This window comes from Vibrio sp. D431a, from assembly GCF_030248655.1.
GTDB classification, from domain to species: Bacteria; Pseudomonadota; Gammaproteobacteria; order Enterobacterales; family Vibrionaceae; genus Vibrio; species Vibrio alginolyticus.
In genome coordinates this window covers 121659-144187 of sequence record NZ_JAHGAP010000033.1, presented here as the reverse complement: position 1 = coordinate 144187, position 22529 = coordinate 121659, and the positions used below count along the sequence as shown (strand labels likewise).

The following is a 22529-nucleotide window of genomic DNA, read 5'->3' as shown; positions in this document are numbered from 1 at the left end:
TATTTCTACGCTATTTGTTTCTGTTCTAATAATGTAGTCAAATCACAGATTGGAAGCGCCGAATCACCGACTAACCAACATTTTTGACCCAAGCCAACAAAAGATTCTTGCTCACCAATCTGCTTCCAATCCGTTTCTCGACCTAACTTTTGCGCATCGGTCTCTGAGTCAACATATGTCAACGGCATATGGCCTTCGCCTTCACCAAGTCCATCGATATCAAACTCGACAGGTCGCCAAATACTCTCTAACAAAGAAGTAGGTGCTTTAACTTCTAGCGTATGGATGCTCGATATGGGTACAAGAAAATAGTTACCTGCTGTAGAAAACAGTTCAATGTAACCACCTAAACGATCATCAATATCTCTAGCATCTTCGTAGTTTGTGCCGTTTACGTTAAACCCTTTAATAGTACGATGCTCTTCAATGCGATGCGATAGACGTGACGCTTCTTCGTACTCTTGATTTCCGAGAGCAAGATTAAATCGAACAAGCTCTTTAGTTAATTCCTCATCACCTATTACTTTGGCACTAGCCGCACCATTGATAAAATCCTTTCTAGCTTGAGCTGCTTTCACTAAATGTCGTAGCTGACTTGCACCAGGCAGATACTCAGGAAACAATTTAATCGATTGCATGAGCTGAGCGTCCGCACGCTCGAAGTCCCCATCAATGCAAAGAAGCTCAATGAAGGAACTTCTCAAGCTCGCATCTTTAGGTGTTGCTTTAATTTCATCAGTTAATTGCTCTAGAGCGTGTTGCAATAGGCCTTGGGACAAAGCATTTTTCCATTGAGTCATTGTTATTTCCTTACACCATGTGCTCTGGTGATAATTCGGTAATTAATTTAATGCTAGATACCATTTGATCGAGTTGAAAATGCGGTCGCAAATGGATAACTGAGTAATAATGTCCAGGAGTTTCTCTTTTCTCTCGAACTGTAATTTTCGCTTCATTTAGGGGGTATTTAGCTCGAAGCTCATCAGACGCTTCATCTGATGCGGTAGTGTACTGGTGTAACCAGCGTTGAAAGTCACGCTCTAGGCTTTCTGCGTCTTGATACCCACCAATTTTGTCACGCCCCATAACCTTGAGATAATGTGCGACTCGCGATACACACAATGTGTATTGCAACATCGATGTCAGTTTTGCATTCGTTGAAATATGCTTTTCTGCGTATTGTTTGGGCTTGTAGAGAGATACATTCGAGGTCATCCCTACCATATCAGTCTCAGGTATTGGAGAAATAGAAATAAAACCGCACTCAGACAATTCTTGTTCTTTTCTCTCAGTGATTTTCAAGTTTAACGGACATCTTTCACGATCATTCTTGCCATTAACACGCATCGTGCTCCTTGTAGGAGCGACGATAATACCCTGACTGTAATCGCCTTGTTTAATCCCTCGCATATGCGTGAACCAACCATGTTCCTGAAATGCTCTAATTGATACAGCAGCAAAACAGTACGCACTACTCCCCCATAGCAAATCTCGGTTGGAGTCGTAGATGTGTTCTTGAAAATTGAATTTATCATTCCGCGAGCCATCACTTTTGTATGGCTGACGGAACAAGACGTTAGGTGCAGTCAAACCAATAAATTTAGCGTCATCGTTATCTCTCAAACTACGCCACTTTGCATAATCTTCCTGTTCAAATTGGGCTGCTATATCTCTTATCGCAGAGAGTTGAGCGAAACTATCAACACCAAACATCTCTGGCGATGCAGACATGATAAATGGGCTGAATGCTGCAGCTGCAGACTGAGAGATCTTACTCAACACAGACAGATCTCTATCAAAATAATTTTTACTAGGATCACAGCGAAGCTGATAATCTCCAACCACCACACCAAAGGGTTCTCCCCCTGCCATGCCATATTCATTTTGATAGAGCAACTTAAATAGTGCTGATTGGTCAAACTCGATGGCTTTTAAAGCATCTTTACTGATTTCATTCCATGTCGCCGTTAAAACCTTAACTTTTACAGAGTCCGATGAACGAGAATCAACCTGTTCACATAAATACCTAACTCCAACCCACCCCCTTTCGAGCTGTTGAAACTCAGGATGATGTAATATTTCATTTAGTTGAGATTCTAATAGCTCATCAATGCGGTTAATTGTGTTCATCACACTATGACGAAAGCTGTCCAAATCTCTTGAACGTGTACCTTCTAGCCAAATTCGCGCTGACGCTACAAGATCAGAAGATTCATTGAATCGAGTCAACCACGGGCTATCAAGTTCAGCATAGCCTCCGGTACTGAACTCATGTTTTAGCTTGCTAGGGTCGCGAAAGTTAAGTGACACTGCTAATTCCATCTAGAACATAAAGATTGGTCATGGCTGGCCTTTCGACCAGCCAATTCATTTCTTATCCACCTGACTGAGGGATCTTTGCCACAAGTCGCAAAGATGTGGTCAGTTCTTCCATTTGTAACCAAGGCTTCAGCCATGCTACGGCATTGTAAGAACCAGGTGCGCCAGGAATTTCCTTAACCTGAACACGAGCGTCTGCTAGAGGGTATTTCGCTCTGATCTCTTGACCACCGCCTTCAGAAGCATTGACGTAACCTAGGATCCAGCGGTTCAGCCAAGACTCAACGTCTTCTGCTTCCATAAAGCTACCAATTTTATCTCGAGCCATTACCTTCAAATAATGCGCAAAACGAGATGTTGCCATCATATAAGGTAGGCGGGCAGAAATGGCCGCATTGGCCGTTGCTTCAGGGGATTCATGGTTCGCTGGTTTTTGACAGGTTTGCGCACCAAAGAACACTGCATAGTTGGTGTTTTTGTAGTGACAAAGCGGTAAGAAACCAAGCTTACCAAGCTCCGCCTCACGTCTGTCGGTAATACCAATCTCTGTTGGGCACTTCATATCAGGGTCGCCATCATCACTCATGAAGAAATGCGTTGGCAAGTTATCCACTCGACCGCCGCCTTCTGCACCACGGATGGCAGTACAAAATCCATATTTTGAAAATGCGTCGGTTAACTTAACACCAAGAACATACGAAGAGTTCATCCAACAGTAGTCGTTATGTTCAGCGTTAACAGCAATACCTGAAACAGGATCTACTTCGAACTCTTCAAACCCAAACTCTTCGACTGGAGCGGTAGCTTGTCCGTATGGCAAACGAGCAAGGACTTTTGGCATCGTCAGACTAACGAAGCGCGAATCGGCACTCTCGCGGAACGAACGCCATTGGGCGTATTCTAGTGATTCAAATACCTTATCTAGGTCGCGTGGTTTTGACAACTCAGTCCACTCATCAAAGCCGAATAGTGCTGGTGAAGCTGCGGACAAGAATGGAGAGAAGCCAGAAGCCGCTACATTTGACATTAGGCGTAACGACTCAATATCTTCTGGGTGGTTAGTAAACTCATAGTCTCCAATCAATGCACCATACGGTTCACCACCAGCACTACCAAACTCAGACTCGTAAACCTTTTTAAAGATCTGGCTTTGATCAAACTCAACAGCTTTGCTCAAGTCTTTATGTAGCTCTTTCTTGGTCATGCTCATCATGCGAACTTTCAGAGTAGAGCTGGTCTCTGAATTCATCACTAGATAATTTAAGCCGCGCCAAGAACCTTCGAGTTTCTGTAATTCTGGGTGATGCATTACTTCAGACAACTGATCAGAAATCTGCCTATCGAGCAAATTAATCGCTTCACGAAAAGTTACTGTTAGGTTTTTGTTCCAAGTAACTGTCCCTTTCATTGCTTCTTCAGCGAGCGTTTTAATCAGCTCCTCAGCACGAGAAGCTTCGGTCTGCTTAGTCGCACCAATAGCTTGATCTAAGAATGAAGTTGTCTGTTCATTAACAGTTAGATCCAACTGTTTTTCAGCTTCAGTCGTCATTATTCCGCTCCTTCAGTACTGTCTGACTTCGCTTTCTTGCCAAGATCTAACTCGCCTGCAAGTCTTGCCAGATTGTCTGTATTGTTCAAAACATCCTCTAGGATATTTTCAAGCTCTTCTGAGCGGTCAACTTTTGTCATCAAATCACGCAGTTTATTACGCGTTTCCATCAATTGGCGTAGTGGATCAACTTGATTTACGATCGCAGCAGGCTCAAAGTCTTGCATTGATTTAAAGTTTAAATCGACCTCAAACTGTGAATCGTCATTCGCAAGCTTATTCGCAACTTTAAACTTCACCGATGGATTCATTTTTTTGAGTACATCGTCAAAGTTATCTCGATCGATCTGAATAAAACGGCGGTCTTTTAATGGCTTCAACGCTTCTGTGTTTTGACCAGCGAAGTCACCCATTACACCTACAACAAAAGGCAGTTCTTTCTTAAGAGTTGTACCTTCAGTTTCAACATCATAGGTAATGTGGACACGAGGCTTCCGTACTCGTGATAGTTTCGAGTGGATACTCGTCATACCATTCTCCCTTTATTAATTTTCATTTTGTTCTGCTATGCCAACCAAACGGAAGTAGCTTTTCTTTGCATCCCCGTCGGAGATAAGTTCCGCCAGTAACTCCGGCAGAGGCATCCCACACCAACGAATGATCTGTTCGATGGAGTAAGAAACTGGTGAGTGAGGTTCACTCTCTCGGAAGAAATCAGCTACTTGCTGCAATTGTCTAATTGCCTGCTCTCGTGATTTCATGTTTGTCGCTAATAATGCATCACAACTTTGTGCACTTAACGGTTGTTCAGAAGAAGATTCATCAAGATCCTCTAGCTCTTCAATCACTGCTTGTGGTTGATTAAAACGATCTCCAAGAAGGTGCTTTAATGCCGAGTGTATTGATTCAAGTCTTTTTGATATATAAGAGCTAGGAGTCACATCACCGACCGCTTCATCTAATCGCTGACTGAATTCATTAAATGATTCCGTAGCGAACTCCAAATCCGTGATTAATTCTCGATAAAACGTATCAGAAGTCGACTTAACCGTAGTTGCAATTTCAGATAGCTCAACAGCCCCAAGCTCGACTCGATTTCGGCGCTTATCTTCGTCTAAACGCTCAAGCTCTATAGCTTGCTGATATTCCCAATAGGCATAAGCTTGCTCCACGCCTAAGTCAGTCAATGGTATACAAGCAATTGGAAAAATAAGTGTTCCTTCACTATCGATACCATTGAGGCCAATAATCGCCGATATTCTTGTCTCAATACCATCTTCATCAGGCATTGGGTACAGATCATCCCAAAAGTTCTCAATTAAACTGGTTGCGAGTTTGTAGCCAACGCCCATACCACGAAAACCATACAATCGAGTTAGGGCTTCTATAAGCCAGGCAACAAATTCCAAATCTTTAGACTGATTCGTGAGTATTTCTGGGACATCTTCAATAAATACTCGCCATAAATTACTGTGGGTATAGATACTTTCTTCTTCTATAAGAGCATTACGTTCAGCGTTGCGGGCGGCCATACGCTGATCTTTCAACCGATAGTAAGCAGACTGTGGTGATACATCCTCTCTAGGATCAATACCTGTAGGATTTTCTTGAGATATAGGAGCCAACGCTTGTTCATACCAATCAAACATTTCATTACTCATAAGCTCTCCCTCTTAGAAAGACAGGTATCGTCGCGTCTTCTCTAGTTACTGTTTCGCACTCCGTTTGCGCTTGGCGAACTTTGATCAAAGCACAAGTTACGTTATCACTTGCGCCCCGAACCAAAGCCGAATGCATGAGCGCTAATCCAGCTTGGTTGACTGAGTCTGCATACAATGTCCGATGAATTTCATCACTCGTAAGTTCCTTAGAGAGTCCATCGCTACAGAGTAGAAACTGATCGCCGTCAGCCAACTGCCCTGAAACTTGATCAATAGTGACACTTTCGTCGACCCCAACAGCTCTGGTAATAACATTTGCAAGAGGGTGCGATTCGGCATCTTCAAATGCCAATAAGCCCTGATCCACTAAGTCCATGACTTGACTATGATCACGTGTTTTTTGGACAAAATTACCACTTCTAAGCTGGTAAATTCGGCTATCACCCACCCAAAGACAGTGGTAATACCCATCCTGAATAAACAACAAAACAAGTGTTGTTCCCATCGTTTTACCGTCTAAGTGATTTTGTGCGTATTGGTAAATTTCTAAGTTCGCTTCTTGAACCACTCTTCGGATATCATCGATATTAGTATTGGAGACATCCTGCATGTGGCGCGCGACTCTATCCACTAGCATCTGGCTTGCTATATCGCCAGCACTGTGTCCACCCATTCCATCGGCAACCACCCAAATATGCTGTTCTGTCATATCCAACAGAGCATCCTCGTTATAAGGGCGTACTTTTCCTGCGTGCGATTTAGCAAAGGTAAAATAGTTCCAATTCATTCTTCTATCCTACCAATTCCACTTTTTCCAGCCGCCATCAAGCATGGCTGAAAACTGACCAATTGAAGGAAATCCACTAGTAATGAACATGCATGGTTCAACCTTCGTTGAACCTTCAGTCCACCAAAAACATGGTTTACTCAATTTTTCTTTAATGAGGTAATTCAAAAGCGTGTTTTGATCAGTATTGCCGTGATCATGAAAAACTGTAGATATTTGGCTTTGATAAAGAAACTCTAGAGGCTTCACTTCACTTGTTACATTCGCAACGAGGTCATTTTTTTCTTGAGTACTCTTATGCCAAACATCAAAGACAAAGTCGTCCTCAAGTACTGAAAGAGCAAGAGCGGCACTGTCCTCGGTCCAAGCTCTGTCACCCCAATATTGCGCAGCTTCACCTTTTACGGCACGAGCTATAGTAAAGAAAAAGTATCTACCGCATGCATCAACACTAGGAATCATGCTACCAATGTAGGTTGAGTCTTCTAAATAGCTAATATCCAAAGCAAAGTGCCACACAGGAGCCGTTAAAAAGTGCTCATTCCAGCTTTCACCCAGTTGTTCCCTGCTGACTGCAATAACCGCCTGTTGCCAATCATGCCAACGCTCCGAGAAATCTTGTGATAAACCATCTTTCACAAAGTCCCCTTTTGCAGGCATTTTACCGATATAGCCCCAGCCTGATGTTATAAGGTTCGTGGACATCTGAACCTCTCCATTTCATTTGACCAAAACGGATTAATGGCACTAGAAGGAATAAGCTCTAGCTGCACCTTATTTCCCTTTAAATCAATCATAACTATATTGTCTTTACGCGATTCTGGCCTTGCTTTAAGTGATTGATCCAAAAGCTTGAATATGCCCCACTCACCTTCATAGGTATGCGCAATTTCGCGTTTAGATTCAGGTGGTGTGAACACAATTCGAGTCTGATCTTGACCGGCAGGCCAACTCAACGATTTAGCTCTTGCTGGTCCATGCTTATAAACCAAATCTTGTCCACCCAACTCTAAGACAAATCGAGTAATGTGCTGGTCTAGATAAACAGGCTTCATCCCAAACTCTACGCGTAATGAATTATCAGATTCAAAGAAAGACTGCCTGATACGTTGCGCTCTTTGAAAGACCATTAGTGTTTCTGGACGAACTCCAATTTCCTTTTCTAATCGCCAACGACTTTTCGAAGTATCCACAAACGGTTCGAGGTATTCTTGGAAGAATGCGTCAAGCGTACCTCCATAACCAAAGAATCGCTTAAAGTCTTTCAATCTAACTTCTCTGCTCGCGTTGGGCTCGAATGGATATCTGCCAGCAATAGTCCGCTGATAAGGGCGGACCACCTGTGTTACCCAAAGTTGATTTAGATGATCCTTCGAACCGCTCTCCGCAAACTTAACCGACTCTTGAGAAAGCTCACCTAGCCATTGATTAAATGGTCTCGGCAAAAGTTCTTTAGCACGAGCGAAGGAAGCTGCGACATCTTGTGTAACGGTTCCATCTAAAATACTTTTGTAGGCAATTTTCTGATTGTTACCAGAGCTTGATAAGTCACTTAAATACGAACGCAAGTTAACCATTGCTTGTTGAATATCATCAAAGTCTTGCTCACCAAGGCGTAAGATCTCTGAAAAATGCGATTCGACTTCTTTACCTGGCAGAGCAACATTGAAGCCGTTTTCTTCAGGTAAATACATGTCTAGTCTATCTGCCGTATTTGAAAACTTAACTTTGGCAACTTTACCAGCAACTTCAGAAGCGGCTTTTTGATTTTCTGACAATGATACTTTTGATAGAGCAACCTCTTTTTGGATTGCTCTCAACAAAGATTCGATTGGTCTTTCAACTCCAGATAAAACCCTCGCTTGCTCTGTCGCAAGTTCTAGGCTCGGAGCCTGCTTCAATTGAATATCTTCGATCAACGTTTTCCATTCATTAACATAATCTTGATAGTATCGAGACTGAACGCCTTGGATGGCACTATCTTGATCAATTTCATGAGCCTTAAGATCGTCACCATAAACCCAGTTCTCTTCCATTAGGCTTTTTACTGTACGGTTGATCTGAATCTGAAAAATGCTATGAAAACCATTGTACGTGTAGAAACCCGAAATGCCTTGTGATAGCGGTTTTCCACTAGCTCGCTCGAACTGCTCAAGCCCTTTAGGTCCCAATACATCAGTCAAGCGAAATGAAGGTACATGACTCTTAGAAAATTGTATTTTCATTCGCTGATAAGCACGTTCAGGTAGAGACATTTGAGTCAACACTTCTCGAGCACTCGTCACGGCAGCAGTGTTGTAAGTAAAGCCTTGTCCATCGTTGCCTAATAAATATTGAGTGTGCTGTAGCAAACGTCTTCTTAAGTCTGCGTTTAGCTCACCCGGATATTGACGTTCGAAATAAAAGTTAAACCAAGCCAACACTTCATCTTGTTGATATTTGTCTGGATTGAATAACATCAAATACGTTTTTAACGTTTCGTACAAATACTCACGATGCTGTTGATTGCTCTCCATTTCTGACACCAAGCTATCAAGAAGCAGAGGGGCGTAATATTGGGTCAAAGCATCAGAATATGCATTGTTTGCCGCCTGAGACACTTTGTCTCCTTGATAGAGACCAAACCTCTTTACAGAGTCGGCATCACCGTAGTCGCTTTGCTTTCCGAGAGGAAGCGTCATCAACCTATCTAATGTTTCTACAGCTGAAACAATATCCGCTTCAAAATCTAAACTTTGAGCGCCAATCATTGCATCAATATGGCTCGCTTGTTCATTGGTATCGACAATTAACTGTGAGTTCCACTTATAACTCATAAACCAAAGCGCAGAAGCTCCTAGCAGTAGCGTTGTACATCCAATGTAAACACCTCGACGCATCCAACCTGACTGCTTTTGATAGTGACGATTAACTGTTCCTAACAGTTGCTCTTTGAAAATAACCTTGTCAAAAAGATTCTTTACGAAATAACTATGAGAACCAGTCTGACTCTTTGCTAGAGCTAAACGATTTAACCCAAGTCCATTGGTTGATTCATTCATCAGCTTATCGACTGGTAAGCCTTCTTGAACCGAACTCAACATAAACACACCACGAATCAAGGCAGGCTCTTCAAAACTGTTTTGTGCAAAAATTTCAGCTAAAAACTCGTCAAGATTAGCTTGTAGCACTCTTAATTGCTTTGGAAATTCAAAGATAAGCGCGCGTTTATCTAAATCGTCCTCTGTTTCAAGTATTCTAAGCATACGGGCATCAAGGCGCTCCAACATGCCATGAAATTCTTTGTTGAATAGAGAAATAACGCCTCTTTCATCATCCACTTCACGAGGGAACATGAAACCAAATAATTCCTCTCGCTCTTCCTTACTTAAATCGGCAAAAAACTCATTGAAACCGGCAACTAAATCCATTTTGGTGAGCAATACGTAAATCGGAAACTGCATGCCTAACTGGTTTTTCAGTTCTTGAAGTCTCGACTTAATTGCTCGAGCATGAAGACTTCGCTCGGTTCGAGTCTGAGACATCACGCTGGCTAAACTTATCGTAACAATCGCACCATTAATTGGTCTTTGCGTTCTATACTTTTTCAACAATCCTAAGAAACCATGCCACGCTTTAGAGTCGACCTTTTCTTGACTGTCTTGTGTCGTATACCGGCCAGCCGTATCTATAAGAACTGCTTTATTTGCAAACCACCAATCACAGTGGCGAGTGCCACCTACACCGGCAATAGAGTCAGAGCCAAGGCTGTCTCCTAATGGAAACTCTAACCCCGACTGCTTTAATACGGTTGTTTTCCCCGTTCCAGGAGGGCCAATCAACACATACCACGGTAAGTCATACAAGCTTCTCTTGCCTTTGTGTGTTTTCGTCACTACTTTGACAGCTTGCTCAATACGCTCGCGCATTAAGTCAATTTCACTTGCCGCTTCTTTATCTGATAGGCTATCAACCTCAAGCAACGTTTGAATACTTTCGTCTTCTTTCACCTTTTGCTTATGCTGCTTGGTAACGTTAAATATCGCCCAAAGCAACACCAACACTAGAATAGTGACTAGCCGTTGAAAGTCACTCTTTAGGGGCTCATATCCCGCTATCGCAATAAGTGGACCAACAACCCAAATGAAAATAGAACAAGCAGCGACACCTATAAGACCGAGAAACCATCTTTGAGTAAATATTCTGCCAATTTCTTTAATACGCATCTCTATCTACCTATTATTAATTCGCGACAAGAAGGTCGATTTCAATCCGGCGGTTAATAGCTCGGTTTTCATCACTACTGTTTTCAACTAATGGTCTTGCATCCCCCAATCCCTCGGGTATCACTCGCCCTTCTAATGCACTATTCGAGATCAGTTGTTCAGACATAGCAGTGGCTCGAGCTAATGATAGGTGCCAGTTCGAGGGATATTTACTCGTGAAAATAGGCCTATCGTCGGTGTGACCAGTAACAATGATCTTGCCTTGGGTCGACTCCAATGTTCTCGCAAGCTTAGAAATAACGGGTTGGATGTAAGCGACAACATCAGCACTACCTGATTCAAATAGATCTTGAGACTTTAACGAAATTCTTACCCTGTCTTGCAGCGGCTCAACATTGATTAGCCCCTTACCGATCTCAGTTGCTAGATACATTGAAATCTTTTCTGCAATTGGCGCTGATTTTGATTCTGACGTTGCATCTTGGTTAAGTTGTTGCGGTTGAATCAAATTGACTAATTGAGAAAAGGTGCGATTGGATGCCTTATTTAGCTCATAACTAAAATACATATATATGCAGACCAATAGTGCCGCCGTTACAGAACATACAACCCAAAGAGGAGCTCTATCAGAAGCCTTTGAGCCATTCAAAATGTGTTGGTCGATACTATTGCTTAGTTCCTGAGGGACTCCTCTCCCATAAGTCTTAAGAGTAGCAATAACCTGTCTTCTCAATTTCCGGTGCGATTCCAGTCCATTTTTTTCTAAACGGTATTGACCCAGAAACCCGAGAGATAAGCACACATACATTAGTTCAAGCAAATCTAAGTTCACATCTGGTTTCGCCATGCACTTATCAAGATGCTTAAAGAACGCTTCCCCACCTTGACTGCTAGCATAGAAGGAGCTAAGTAATGAATCGTGACTCCAGAATGAATTCCCACCCCAATTGGTGTTAAGGACAACTTCATCTAGTGAACAGCATAAACAATAACGAGCTGTATCAATGGTATCCAAATCAACGTCATGCTGACGTAATCGGTTCTCATAATCTCTAAGCTTTTGTGCCAATGTCTCTTTTAGAAACAACGGATCGGAATGAGTCGCTGTCGAGCGAATTTGACCGATAATAGATAACAGGCCATTCGCCTCTGCTAGTAGAGAGTTATTCCCATAAGCGACCACTGAATCATTGTTCACCAATTCAGGACTTTTTGAGATAACTACGGTATTATCCACAGACTTTTCTGATTGTGGTTTCGATGCGGGTGCTCTTCCACCCGGTGTTGGTTTTACTATCGTTTGTTCCATACAGAGCGCGCCTATTGATTAATACTCCAAAGCTCAAGTTCAGCATTCGGAAAATGCCCTGATAGGTGAAGCGCAATACCGCCACTATCTTTTAGCCTCATCCAAAATGGCCCTTTCTTGACAACTTCGAAATAAACATAGCCCGTTTGGTAAGGAATCTGTCTCGGGACGACACTCAACGGCACTACGTTTATACCGTTGATCTGATTATTAATTAGATCGCGAATCTGTTCTGCCGGGCCAAACTTGAGTTGCGCTGGGACCAGGCGTCTTATTTCATCTGTTGTGGTGTCTGCTTTAATTGCTAGCACAAATTGGCATGACTCAAGCAAGCGTTTATCTGGAAGCGGCGTCACTTGAATACCGTATTGGCGAGGCTCCAACGGAAGTTTGGTCGCAGTTTGGTCAAGGACAACACTGAGGTACTGACTGAGTATCTGATTCAACTCGCTATAGACACTTGATACATCTAAGTGATCATACGCAAGCAAACTTGGGACTCTTTTAGTTTTATTAGAAAAAGTGGCTAACTCACCAATGTAACCTTTAAGTGTCGTCGCTAATTCCAGTGGATGTAACCTATCTAACTCACTGAAATGCTTTAACTTCGCCTCATATCGGTTCAGCATTTGGAGCATGATGAAATCAACAGCAGATGCCGATGCAGATTTACCCTTAATCAAGCGCTGTGCAATAACGTCAGCACGCATCTTTGTCATCGCGATAACGTTACGTAGATAAGCTGACATAACTTTGTCGCTAAGGAGGTTGATAAGCGGAGGAACGTACTCATCGTCTAGTATAACTTCCCCTTCAGAAGTTACCTCTTTGATCCTTAAGATAGGTAACTCCACATAACCCGCTAATTTGTCATTACTCGCTTTCAACTCTAGGTTAAGGGCTGCAACTTGGATGGTTTCTTCATCTTGTCCTGTAAGGTTATCTATCACGTCGATATCTTGAAGTACATAACGAGAGACGATCGATTCGCTTACATCCGAAACGTTTTTACCTGTAACACTTGAAAGAGGGAGAGTTATTTTTACTAACGTATTTTCAGTGTTTTTATCAATAAGTAGAGGCGAAACTGAATCGTTGGATATTAACGTATTAACCAACGTCATATCTGGCAAAACAGCTTCAAGATGCTCAAGTTCAATAAGACCATCTTTTAGCGCGTGTTTTTTTACTCGACATTTCCAAACTCCCCAATTGTAAGCCCCACCTAACTGATGTAAGCCCTTGAATTCTTGAGAGGTTGCGCGTTCTTGTTGTTGGAAGTGCTGGGGACGTAAAAACATTCCTTCGCACCAAGCCGTCTTGGAGTATTGCGTCATTTATAATTAGCCAACTAAACGTTATTTAACGACCAAAGACAGATCTTCTAACAATACTTGATATGTGTTGTAACCGGTCTTATCCACTTTAATGACTTGTCGCCAATTTGAGTTTTCAATATCTCGAAACGCTACGACAATGCCTAAATATTCTGTCTTTGGAGACATACTTGCTTGATATGTTTCTTTCTGACCTGGAGTTAATGAAACTTCATATTTATTCACTAAATCAGGTCCTAAGACTTTTTCACTTTCTTCATAAATAGAAAAAAAGTCCTGGCTTTCGAAAATGGTATTTGACGTTAATTCAAATACATACACCACTACAGGAGAAGGCCTGCCGTTTGAATCAGGATTAATGTTATGACTTGCTGCTATTTCTAAATCTGAGTATGGATCAACAACTAGGTTCGCTGCTGAGCACCCAAATAAAGCTATTGAAATTAATAACAAAATATATTGGTAAAACTTTTTCATCACCCTAATTCCTAGCCTTTGTTTTTTAATGCTAATTCATAGTGCTTAGCGAAGTCTTCTAAATAGAACGGAGACTCTTTATTGATAATATCATCGGATAGCTTTTCATGAATATCCTCAAACCTCTTCCAACTTTGAGCATATTTCCTAGCTGGAATAACCTTATTAATAACCGTGTCTTTCGCTAAAGCATCTGAGTATATAGAAGTAGGTTCAACAAGTGACATAACACTCGAAACCGTACCTTCAACACCTTTCATTAAGGCTTGCTCATGACTTTCGATGTCATTAAATGCTTCTTTAATGGCTGCATTTGGCTTTAAGAAGCTAGCGGTTTGACGGTTATATAAGTTATGAATCGCATCTTCTAAGTTTGCAGAAAACTTTAAAGGGTTATTTTCTGACTTACGAAATGCGGTATGACTAAGTCGATTTGTTTGTTTAAACACTGCTCTGTTATGCAGTGTTTCCATTAAACCAACTAGCATCAAAGAAAATGACTCCCCCAGTTGTTCGAACCATTCCTCTCGGTTATCGCTGGGAATCATCATTGGATCTATACCCACCCCTCTAACAAAAGCCGCAAGTTCACCCCCATTGGTATCAAAGTTGGGAGTCGATAGGTGGTCTGATTGTCGGTTAACTTTCGGTAAAGTTTCAGATACGGTGCTCTGTTTTTCGGGCTTTGGGATATCAATAAAATCATCGACTAAACCAATATCTAGCTGAAAGTCAGAAGGAACACTTTCGTTTAAGAGTTCACTAGCACTAAGGCCTAGGTCAACAAATTCTGCTTCCGATGGACTTGAGACTACTTCAGGGGGTGCGCTAGAAAGACTTTTACTTGTCTCAAGACTGAATACATCTGTATCTGTTTGAATAGAAACTGAAATTTGATAATCCCCTAAGCTAACCATATCGTCATCGCTTAGTGCTATTTCATTTCCTTGACCCACAGGAGTTACAGCATTATTTACAAAAGTACCATTAGTTGAGAGGTCTTTTATCAAGTATTTGTCACCAAACTTAATCAGTTCTCCGTGGGTTCCGGATACCACTCTTTCAGGATCTGGTAGTGTCCAATCACATTGTTCAGACCTACCAAATGTAACCTTGGCATGTTCATCACTTGATTCAAACACGAACTCACTCTCAATCTCTGGAGTAAATTTGTGAAAACTTGTTATGGTTAAAACCAACTTCATGTAAACCTCGCCAAAGACCTGCTAGATATTATTTTTAATTTTATTATTAACCACTTTCTTATTAACAGTAAGATTAATAAAAATCTTAATACTGCCATTGAAAATCATGCACGGAATAATGAATCATTTTTTTATCAAAGCAATCACGTATTGTTCAACAATTTTAATTATCCAACCAAGTTCAAATTTTTGACACTTAGACTTTCATCAATAAAAAAACGAATGTTAGTTTGGCCGAGAAATTCTAACATAATGACTTTTCATTGAGCAGAAAGGTATATATTCCCCCATCATTTATACGGAGTTCTTGTGATGGAAGACAGTAATAAAAACAATTCTATAAATAACGAAGAAAGCGGAGATAAAACTAAAATTGTAAAGACTCAAAAACGAGACAATGCAGTTAAATCAACCAAACTCACTAATAATGAAACCTCCGTTAAAAATAAAAATGAAACAAATACAAAACTGTCTCAAAAAGAAAACACTCCGTTAGTTAATAAGAAAAAAAACAATAAAGATGACTCATTAAATAATAACAAAGATGTTATTAACGAAAGCTTAATAGGAGCGACCGTTAAAAATCGGTATGAAATTGAGTCGGTTATTGGGCATGGTGGGCTTTGCGATGTTTACTTAGCTAAAGATAGGATTCTTGAATCTTCAGGTTCAGAAACACCCTACGTTGCGTTAAAAATATTACAGAAAGAGTTTGCTTCTCAACCAGAGACTGCACGTATGTTAATACGTGAAGCTCAACAAACTCAAAGGTTAAGCCACCCTAATATCATTAGGGTTTTTGATTTTGGTGTTGATGGCGAAATATACTTTTTAGTTATGGAGTATATTAACGGAGAAACATTAGAGAGTTTAATACAGCGTTCTAGGCCGCATGGGCTGAAGTTTAATGCAACTTTATCAATCCTAAATCAGGTACTCGATGCACTCTCATATGCTCACTCTCTTGGTGTAGTGCACGCCGACCTAAAGCCCGCTAATGTGATTTTAACGTCTGAGGGTAACGTTAAGTTGCTTGATTTTGGTGTCTCTAAAACTCATCAATTAAAGCAGGATCAATATGCGGCTAAACGTAAATCCGAAAATATTGAAACGCTTGGTTATACTCCCAACTATGCATCACTCAACCTGTTATCCGGTAAGGAACCGAACTTAAGCGACGATATGTTTGCTCTATTTTGTATTGCTTACGAGCTATTGAGTTGCAAACACCCTTACGCAAGAACTCCAGTTAATGAAGCTCTCAAAAAGAAGATCAAGGTCTCTAAACCAACTAACATGCCTGCATCTAAGTGGCCAATATTTTCAAGCGTATTTTCAACTGGCATCATTCCGAACGAGCTGACCCCTGAGCAGTTGAAACGCAAATTGAATATGCGCTATTGGCCTACCGCTAGCGGCGCGGCAGCGAGTATATTATTAGTTAGCGGCATTGTATTTGGTTATCAGCAGCAACAAGAAACCATCACCAATTTGGAAACCGTTATTAGCAAGCAAAATGATCAAATTGCCGGACAAGAGTGGCAGCTTGATACGCCAGCAGAAAAAAGTTTGGCACTGATTGATAGTGAAAAAAGCTTACATCCAGTCGTTAAGGCTGGCTTATTACGCTTACACAAGACCTATATTCTCAGCGAGTTTGAATCTGAAATTGATCAGGTTTTGAATTCTGATGCCAACAACTACCCGAATTATGATGAAATTGAGTCCATACTTGATAAAGCAAAAACCTACTACCCTGACTCACATAAAATAGAAGTTCTTGCCTTAGATATTCAGTCAAGCAAGCACTCCACGTTACTTTCGATAGCAAGGCAAATCAACAGTCAACTTGAAAAGTCTCGGTACAGTAAAGAAGATGGCAGTAAATCCATCTATGAGCTCAAGGATGAGTTAAATCAGATTCATCAAGGTTATCCTTTCACGCCAAGTTCGTTATCTAGCGATGTTTTCGGTCAGCACCTCACTGAAGCACTCCAAAAGAAAGACGCAGCTGCACTTGTTGCTCTTATTAAGGTTGGGAACACCTTCTTTTCAAACGTAGAAGAGCATCAAGAGAACTTACAGATAAGTAATGCGATGAAAGATGCAGTGCTGGAAATGAAATTATATGAGACAGCGCTAGATTCCAACAGCCCTCTACCGTTTCCAGAAGATGCCGCTAGAATCCTGTTCCAAGAAGAGTTTGAAAACTTTTATTCTCGCCTAGAAAAGGCAAGGACGACAACTCATCTCGATAACTTGGTGAAGGATGTGGATCTGTTCTCGAAAAACTTTCCTATTGGTTTTCAGGATGTTAACGATTTAAGATTCAAAACTGCTGATAAATACTTACGCTTCTCCGATATACTACTTAATAAGCGAAGGACTTCAAGCGCAAGACGCGCTATGAAGAAAGCCAACGAGCTTATGAAGCAAATAGAACAGGACTCTAAGCAAAGCTAGTAATACAAAAGGGACGCGAGTCCCTTTTTTGCCGCAGATTACTTGCCAATATGCAACTAGATTGCTAGTTTATACTTGTACTTAATGAGGAGAGTTAGCCTTGACTGAAGGAATAGTCAAAGTTGGCGAACGTCTGGCGTCCGTATGTAACGATAGCCTTAAACTAGGACTGCAAGACACTTACCGACTCGGCGTTTTACGTGGAAACGTCCCCTTTGCTACTTGTGTTAAAAACACGCGAGTTGAAGTTTTTTCATCCCTACATTTCGACCATTGCCGTTTGGATATAAGTCAAAATATCTTTAACAATGACTTTCTTTTTGTAAGTTTATCTCAAGCGACAAGCAAACTATTTCTGCTCAAATACTGGTTATGCCATTCATACCTTCGGCTAAGCCTTCATTATCCGAAACATTCCTCTACCTCAACGTTTAATAGGGGTATACATGATTAATTTTGATGTTCTCAATACATACATGGATAACGACGTAGATCTCATCGTCACTGTTTTTTCTACATACCTTGAAGATCACACGAGTGATATAGAGCGTATAGATGAGCTATATGCAAGCAGATGTTGGTCAGAACTCTATCTATTAGCTCATAGTTTAAAGGGCATTCTAGAGAGTTTCGGAGAAGACACCGCGGTCATTGCGTTTCAAAGAATAGAAGAAAAAACCAGAAACGATACAGCGCCAGATAGCTCAGATATAGCTATAGTTACTAAAGAGCTAGCTGCAATTAATCAACAAATCTTCGCTTACTTGAAGAATATGCAATAAAGAAATTCAAGGCTTAACTGGGGGAAATATGGCAATGAATAATAGCAATTTCAGGGAGTTGATTGAGTCTCTCAAAGACCTAACACCAACTCAAAAAAGGTACTTACTTAGCCGTACAAAGATGGCGCTAGATGATGAAAGTAATATGTTAAACATCAGTGATATTCTAACACCAGAAGAGTTGGAGGCGTTACTATCACCGGCACCAACAACGAATACAAAATAACAATGATATACAACGCAACCGTCAGATTAACGCTAGGGACCAAGTGAAGGAAATCGACTTTGCTTGGTTGTTAGTTTCTCTCCCTATTCCTTTTCACTACAACAAACGTATTGTTTTCGAAACCTTTTTCCAATTTAAACAGGTCAGATAATTGAGCGACTAACATCAGTCCGCGACCAGAGGAGGACCAACTATCGTCATCCATTGAGTTAGGTGCCTCAATCTGTTTGTTTTTATGTTGGATGAACGTCTTTTCATTGATCGGCGCTCCGCAATCAGAGACTCTCAGTTCCACGAAACCGGACACTTGGTCATCCCCAACCCTACACTCCACTTCAATTGGCAGGCCTTCTATTTCACTGTAAGAATGAATATAAGCGTTATTCATGAGCTCAACGACACAAAGCTCCAATGATTGAATTGCATTTAAGGGGATTTGATGACCCATCAAAAACCGAACAACGTCTTTGCTCGCACTTCGTGAGTGAGTAAGGGAGCTCCCGTAAGTTCGTTTAAATTCGCTCTTTGACATTCTTTTCCTTAAATCGAGCCTCTCACCATGCCATTTTACCTGTAAAAGGCTGGCATCATCATCAAACTCATCTTCGTTATGCCAAGATTGTACTTTTTTAAAGACGTCTCCCACTTGGTCTTCAACTGTCAGCGTGCAAACAGCTTTTATACTCGATGCCAATCGTTGTAGTGAAAACATCTCCTCACCCTGCCTCGCTTCAATCAAACCATCCGAATAAAGCCACAATGCATCGCCCTCATCCAGACTAATTTGGTTACCGATATATTCCATCGGCTGCATTGCACCAACGATAAAGTTATCGTCACCTATCTGTTCCATCGTTTTCGTACTCGCTCGCCAAACTAAGATCCTGGGGTGGCCAGCCGTGCAATAGCTAAGTCGCCCTGATTTTGTGTTAAGAATGGCGTAAGCCATAGTAAAGTAAAGTTGACTGTTTCTAGTTTGCTGATAACGCCGATTTAGCCGTTCAATCACAGATGCAGGCTCACTTACGCAATAGCCGTCATCTCTCAACTCCATCGTGATCGAATCAGGCCCCTGACTTTGAGATAGCGTCTGTTGAATAGAAAAAGCCATCAAAGCTGAAGAAATACCATGACCAGAAACATCAAATACATAAAACGCAACATGTTGTTCATCGAGCTCCAAATACCCCAACATATCACCACCAATCTGGGAGCATGGTTTGTAGACATAACTAAACTGTATATTTTGGATAGTTGATTCAGCAGGGAGTAGTTGCTCCATCAGATGACTAGCAGACTGTAGGTCTTGGTGAATTGTTTGATAGGCCGCATCTAGCTCTTTATTTCTCTCAACGAGTTTGTTGTGCAGTTCTAAAGTACGAAACCCCGCACGGATTCTGGCCTGAAGTTCCTCTACAGACGTCTTCTTATCTACGAAATCATCTGCGCCAGCATCAATGCCTTTCACGATCGAACTTTGGTCATTTCTAGAAGACAGTAGAACAAAGAAAATGTAACGTTCGCTAACTTTAGATTTTAATTGGCGACACAATTCAATACCATTAATTCCAGGCATCATTAAATCACTCAGCACAAACTGAATATCAGGGCGGTGGGTTAGCACCTCAAGCGCCGCTCTTCCGTCTTCAACTGCAACCACTTCATAGCCCTGCTTTTCCAATGCACTGCTGATGTAAAGCAGTACTGTTTTACTATCATCGACCAAAAGAATGGGTTTCATCTTCCTCCTTAATACGGTTGCTTTACTGGCTAACGCAAAACACTAGTCACTGACTGCTCATTTCTAAAACGGCTGTAGTCTTCGGCTAATAATTGGTGTTGATATCGAGTGTAAGACAACGCTTCATTAGAAATTAGTATCTGATGCTCTTTTTCGATTAACTGACTTTGTAGCCTTTCAATCTGTTCATTCTGCTGTGTGTAATTGAGGTACAGTGCGAATAGACCAAAAACCGAAACCATTAACAGGGCGATTAGAATATTATTGATAGTTTTCACTTGAATACTCATGACCTCTCCTTGTCTATTATTAGACTTTCCATGATGAAAGAGAGCGTCTACGGACCAAGAGCCCAAGGCTCTAAAACGCAACGAAGCAAATTGAGGTTGTTTTTCCAATTATAGGCGATAGGAGAAAAAATAAGAAAAATCTGAAAAAATTTGAATATCCTGCTGAGTTAAGAATCGGTAAGGTGGTAGCAGCGAGCTATCATCCACTCGCTGCAATACATTAACTCTGAAATGCTGGTCTAGCTAAAATTTGGTTATACCATCGAGCAATGTTTGGCGACGTCGATAGCACATCAATTTCTAGGCCTTTAATTGCGAAACTGATCAAAATAAAGCCTGTTATATCGACGATAGTAAAATGGTCTACGGCGATAAAATAATTATGTTCAAGCCGCTTGTCTAAGACAGGCAGAAATTCATAGACGCGTTGTTTTGATTCTTCGCCCCATGCTTCAACGCAACGTTCTCTGTCTCCATAAACTCCGGTCATGTTTCGAAACGCCTGAAATGCCGCATTTAGTCCTTGGAACTCCACCACACGATGCCACATTTCCACCTGAGCACGTTCAAGCTGGTTAGCACCAAACAGCGCCAGATCATTTTCAAACGCTTCATCTAGGTAGCGACAAATCGCAACGCTTTCACAGATCGTCGTACCATCATCCAATTCCAGCAGAGGCACTTTGCCGTTCACGCTTTTCGATTTAAACGGTTCAGATAGGTTATCGCCCTCACGAACGTTCAGCGCAATTCGCTCAACCTCGCCACCGATTTCCTTTAGAAAAATGCTAACTCGCTTACAACTTGGAGTCATTGCGGTTTCATAGAGCTTCATTTCACATCCTTTTATCTTTTTCTAACCGATTGGTTAGGATATACTGTAGCCAGTTTATAAACGATCAGTCAAGAACTTCACTATCAAAAATTTTCAAACAGTTGTGGGTCTGTTTGCTGAGCGAGATTTTTGATGCCGTTTGTGAGTTCACATGAATTTGGAGGCTGATACCCAAGAATAGATGGGTATTCATCATATTGGTTCAGTTCGAACGCTAGAGGTTCTCTGTACCATCCCTCCAAAGCAATTTAATTACCCGATAAGCAGACCCAGGCAGGTAATTTATGGCAAGAAAAGCCAACTTCGACCGAGATGAAAAGCTTCTCGTGGCTATGGATGTGTTTTGGCGCAAGGGCTTTGCGAACACGTCGATCTCGGATCTCACCGACGAGTTAAACATCAACCGCTTCAGTCTTTACAACACCTATGGTGACAAGCAACAGCTCTACTACGAAGCGCTCGATACTTACTTAAAAAAGGTCTCGCTACCGTCACTGAATGATTTGGAAAAAGACGATGCGTCTTTACCTGAGTTGGAATCGTTCCTTAAATCTTTTGCTGAGCTGCAACGCAAACGCAACTGTGGGTGTTTTATCCAAAATGCGTTGATTGAGCACGCTGGTGAAGACGATGATGTACTGCGTAAAGGGCATTTTTTGTTTGACCATCTTATCGACATCATTGCGGATGCGCTGACCAATGCACAAAAAGAAACCTTAGTGCCGAAAACGCTGAAACCAGAAGAGCTTGCTCGTTTTGTTCTCAACAACATGCAAGGCATGCGCGTGCTTGGCAAAGCCAAACGTTATGCCGACTTGGATACCGCGCTTTCCTGCTTACTGGTTTTGATTAGGAAATAACATGTCGATTGAAGTGATAGCAGTACGCCTTACCAAAGGCATGGACTTAAAGCTGAGCCTAGCGAAATTGGTCGAGCAGCATGGTATCAAAGCAGGCTCGATTGCTTCATGCGTTGGCTGTATCTCTCACCTCAACCTTCGTTTGGCAGGTGCAGAGAGTACGTTAACCAAACAAGAGCCATTTGAAATCGTCTCTGTGATGGGAACACTAACGCCTGAGCATCAGCACGTTCATATCTCAGTGTCTGATCGTGATGGACTAGTTTGGGGTGGGCATTTGCTGGAAGGCACAGTGATTGATACTACCGCAGAATTGATCATCCATTCTTACTCAGAACTTGAGTTTACCAGAACGATGGACGACTCGACTGGCTATACCGAGCTGAAAGTGAATCCTTCCAAATAGTAAAAAGCTCCAGAGCCATACTGTGCTGTCTCTGGAGCTTTATTCGCTTGTCTCTTACGCTAAGAATTTACTCATAT

20 protein-coding genes are annotated in these 22529 nt (G+C 41.6%); 5 read left to right on the top strand and 15 right to left on the bottom strand.

Translation table 11 applies throughout. The features are described from left to right. Positions 1-5 precede the first annotated feature (5 nt). Genes KJB35_RS25085 through tagH form a run of 12 tightly spaced genes read right to left on the bottom strand, consistent with a single transcriptional unit; the run spans position 6 to position 14849 of the window. Complete coding sequence (locus KJB35_RS25085) at positions 6-800, bottom strand: type VI secretion system accessory protein TagJ (protein WP_005375952.1); 795 nt, start codon at positions 798-800, stop codon at positions 6-8. A 10-nt stretch (positions 801-810) separates the two neighbouring features. Then, positions 811-2322, bottom strand: a complete 1512-nt coding sequence (tssC, locus tag KJB35_RS25080; protein WP_053303680.1) for a type VI secretion system contractile sheath large subunit — start codon at positions 2320-2322, stop codon at positions 811-813. Between the two features lie 52 nt (positions 2323-2374). After that, complete coding sequence (tssC, locus tag KJB35_RS25075; protein WP_085569005.1) at positions 2375-3868, bottom strand: type VI secretion system contractile sheath large subunit; 1494 nt, start codon at positions 3866-3868, stop codon at positions 2375-2377. Continuing rightward, a complete protein-coding gene (tssB, locus tag KJB35_RS25070; RefSeq protein ID WP_005375949.1) occupies positions 3868-4398 on the bottom strand; it encodes a type VI secretion system contractile sheath small subunit in 531 nt (176 codons plus the stop codon). Before tssB ends, tssC (KJB35_RS25075) begins: the two co-directional genes overlap by 1 nt. Positions 4399-4413: 15 nt before the next feature. Next, a complete protein-coding gene (gene tssA, locus KJB35_RS25065) occupies positions 4414-5529 on the bottom strand; it encodes a type VI secretion system protein TssA (protein ID WP_085569004.1) in 1116 nt (371 codons plus the stop codon). Continuing rightward, the gene (locus KJB35_RS25060) at positions 5522-6316 is read right to left on the bottom strand and encodes a PP2C family serine/threonine-protein phosphatase (RefSeq protein ID WP_005375947.1); all 795 of its coding nucleotides are present in this window, start codon (positions 6314-6316) and stop codon (positions 5522-5524) included. Before KJB35_RS25060 ends, tssA begins: the two co-directional genes overlap by 8 nt. 9 nt (positions 6317-6325) lie before the next feature. Then, a complete protein-coding gene (gene tagF, locus KJB35_RS25055; protein ID WP_005375944.1) occupies positions 6326-7021 on the bottom strand; it encodes a type VI secretion system-associated protein TagF in 696 nt (231 codons plus the stop codon). Next, positions 7003-10521, bottom strand: coding sequence for a type VI secretion system membrane subunit TssM (gene tssM / locus KJB35_RS25050; protein ID WP_047100988.1), 3519 nt, complete (start codon positions 10519-10521; stop codon positions 7003-7005). The genes tagF and tssM overlap by 19 nt, the downstream gene beginning before the upstream one ends. A gap of 16 nt (positions 10522-10537) precedes the next feature. Next, entirely contained in the window at positions 10538-11830 is a 1293-nt protein-coding gene (gene tssL, locus KJB35_RS25045; protein ID WP_005375939.1) for a type VI secretion system protein TssL, long form, read from the bottom strand. Positions 11831-11841: 11 nt separating this feature from the next. Continuing rightward, complete coding sequence (gene tssK / locus KJB35_RS25040) at positions 11842-13167, bottom strand: type VI secretion system baseplate subunit TssK (protein ID WP_213907643.1); 1326 nt, start codon at positions 13165-13167, stop codon at positions 11842-11844. A gap of 21 nt (positions 13168-13188) precedes the next feature. Continuing rightward, a complete protein-coding gene (gene tssJ, locus KJB35_RS25035) occupies positions 13189-13644 on the bottom strand; it encodes a type VI secretion system lipoprotein TssJ (RefSeq protein ID WP_005375933.1) in 456 nt (151 codons plus the stop codon). Positions 13645-13655: 11 nt separating this feature from the next. Beyond that, positions 13656-14849: a type VI secretion system-associated FHA domain protein TagH gene (tagH, locus tag KJB35_RS25030; protein ID WP_213907641.1), complete on the bottom strand. Its 1194-nt coding sequence runs from the start codon at positions 14847-14849 to the stop codon at positions 13656-13658. A 312-nt stretch (positions 14850-15161) separates the two neighbouring features. On the opposite strand from tagH, the gene KJB35_RS25025 reads away from it, so the two are divergent. The 3 genes from KJB35_RS25025 (at position 15162) to KJB35_RS25015 (ending at position 18320) form a co-directional block, all read left to right on the top strand. Then, on the top strand, positions 15162-17312 hold the full coding sequence (locus tag KJB35_RS25025) for a serine/threonine-protein kinase (RefSeq protein WP_285358292.1): 2151 nt from the start codon (positions 15162-15164) through the stop codon (positions 17310-17312). A 446-nt stretch (positions 17313-17758) separates the two neighbouring features. Beyond that, complete coding sequence (locus tag KJB35_RS25020; protein ID WP_017820226.1) at positions 17759-18094, top strand: Hpt domain-containing protein; 336 nt, start codon at positions 17759-17761, stop codon at positions 18092-18094. 34 nt (positions 18095-18128) lie between these two features. Beyond that, entirely contained in the window at positions 18129-18320 is a 192-nt protein-coding gene (locus tag KJB35_RS25015; RefSeq protein WP_025767706.1) for a hypothetical protein, read from the top strand. 70 nt (positions 18321-18390) lie between these two features. Here KJB35_RS25015 and KJB35_RS25010 read toward each other — a convergent pair whose 3' ends face one another. The 3 genes from KJB35_RS25010 to KJB35_RS25000 all read right to left on the bottom strand — a co-directional run bounded on the left by KJB35_RS25010 (position 18391) and on the right by KJB35_RS25000 (position 21186). After that, positions 18391-20061 (bottom strand): SpoIIE family protein phosphatase, encoded by a 1671-nt coding sequence (locus tag KJB35_RS25010; protein WP_213907638.1) that lies wholly within the window; start codon positions 20059-20061, stop codon positions 18391-18393. Positions 20062-20090: 29 nt separating this feature from the next. Further along, positions 20091-20351 (bottom strand): hypothetical protein, encoded by a 261-nt coding sequence (locus KJB35_RS25005; RefSeq protein WP_017820228.1) that lies wholly within the window; start codon positions 20349-20351, stop codon positions 20091-20093. Between the two features lie 220 nt (positions 20352-20571). Further along, positions 20572-21186: a glutathione S-transferase family protein gene (locus tag KJB35_RS25000; protein ID WP_005387550.1), complete on the bottom strand. Its 615-nt coding sequence runs from the start codon at positions 21184-21186 to the stop codon at positions 20572-20574. A 284-nt stretch (positions 21187-21470) separates the two neighbouring features. Here KJB35_RS25000 and KJB35_RS24995 point away from each other — a divergent pair, with 284 nt between their 5' ends. Both KJB35_RS24995 and KJB35_RS24990 read left to right on the top strand, forming a co-directional pair. After that, positions 21471-22046 carry a TetR/AcrR family transcriptional regulator gene (locus KJB35_RS24995; RefSeq protein WP_005375904.1) on the top strand — a complete coding sequence of 192 codons (576 nt, stop codon included), beginning with the start codon at positions 21471-21473 and terminating at the stop codon, positions 22044-22046. Position 22047: 1 nt separating this feature from the next. After that, positions 22048-22452: a PPC domain-containing DNA-binding protein gene (locus KJB35_RS24990; protein ID WP_054701378.1), complete on the top strand. Its 405-nt coding sequence runs from the start codon at positions 22048-22050 to the stop codon at positions 22450-22452. Positions 22453-22529 lie beyond the last annotated feature (77 nt).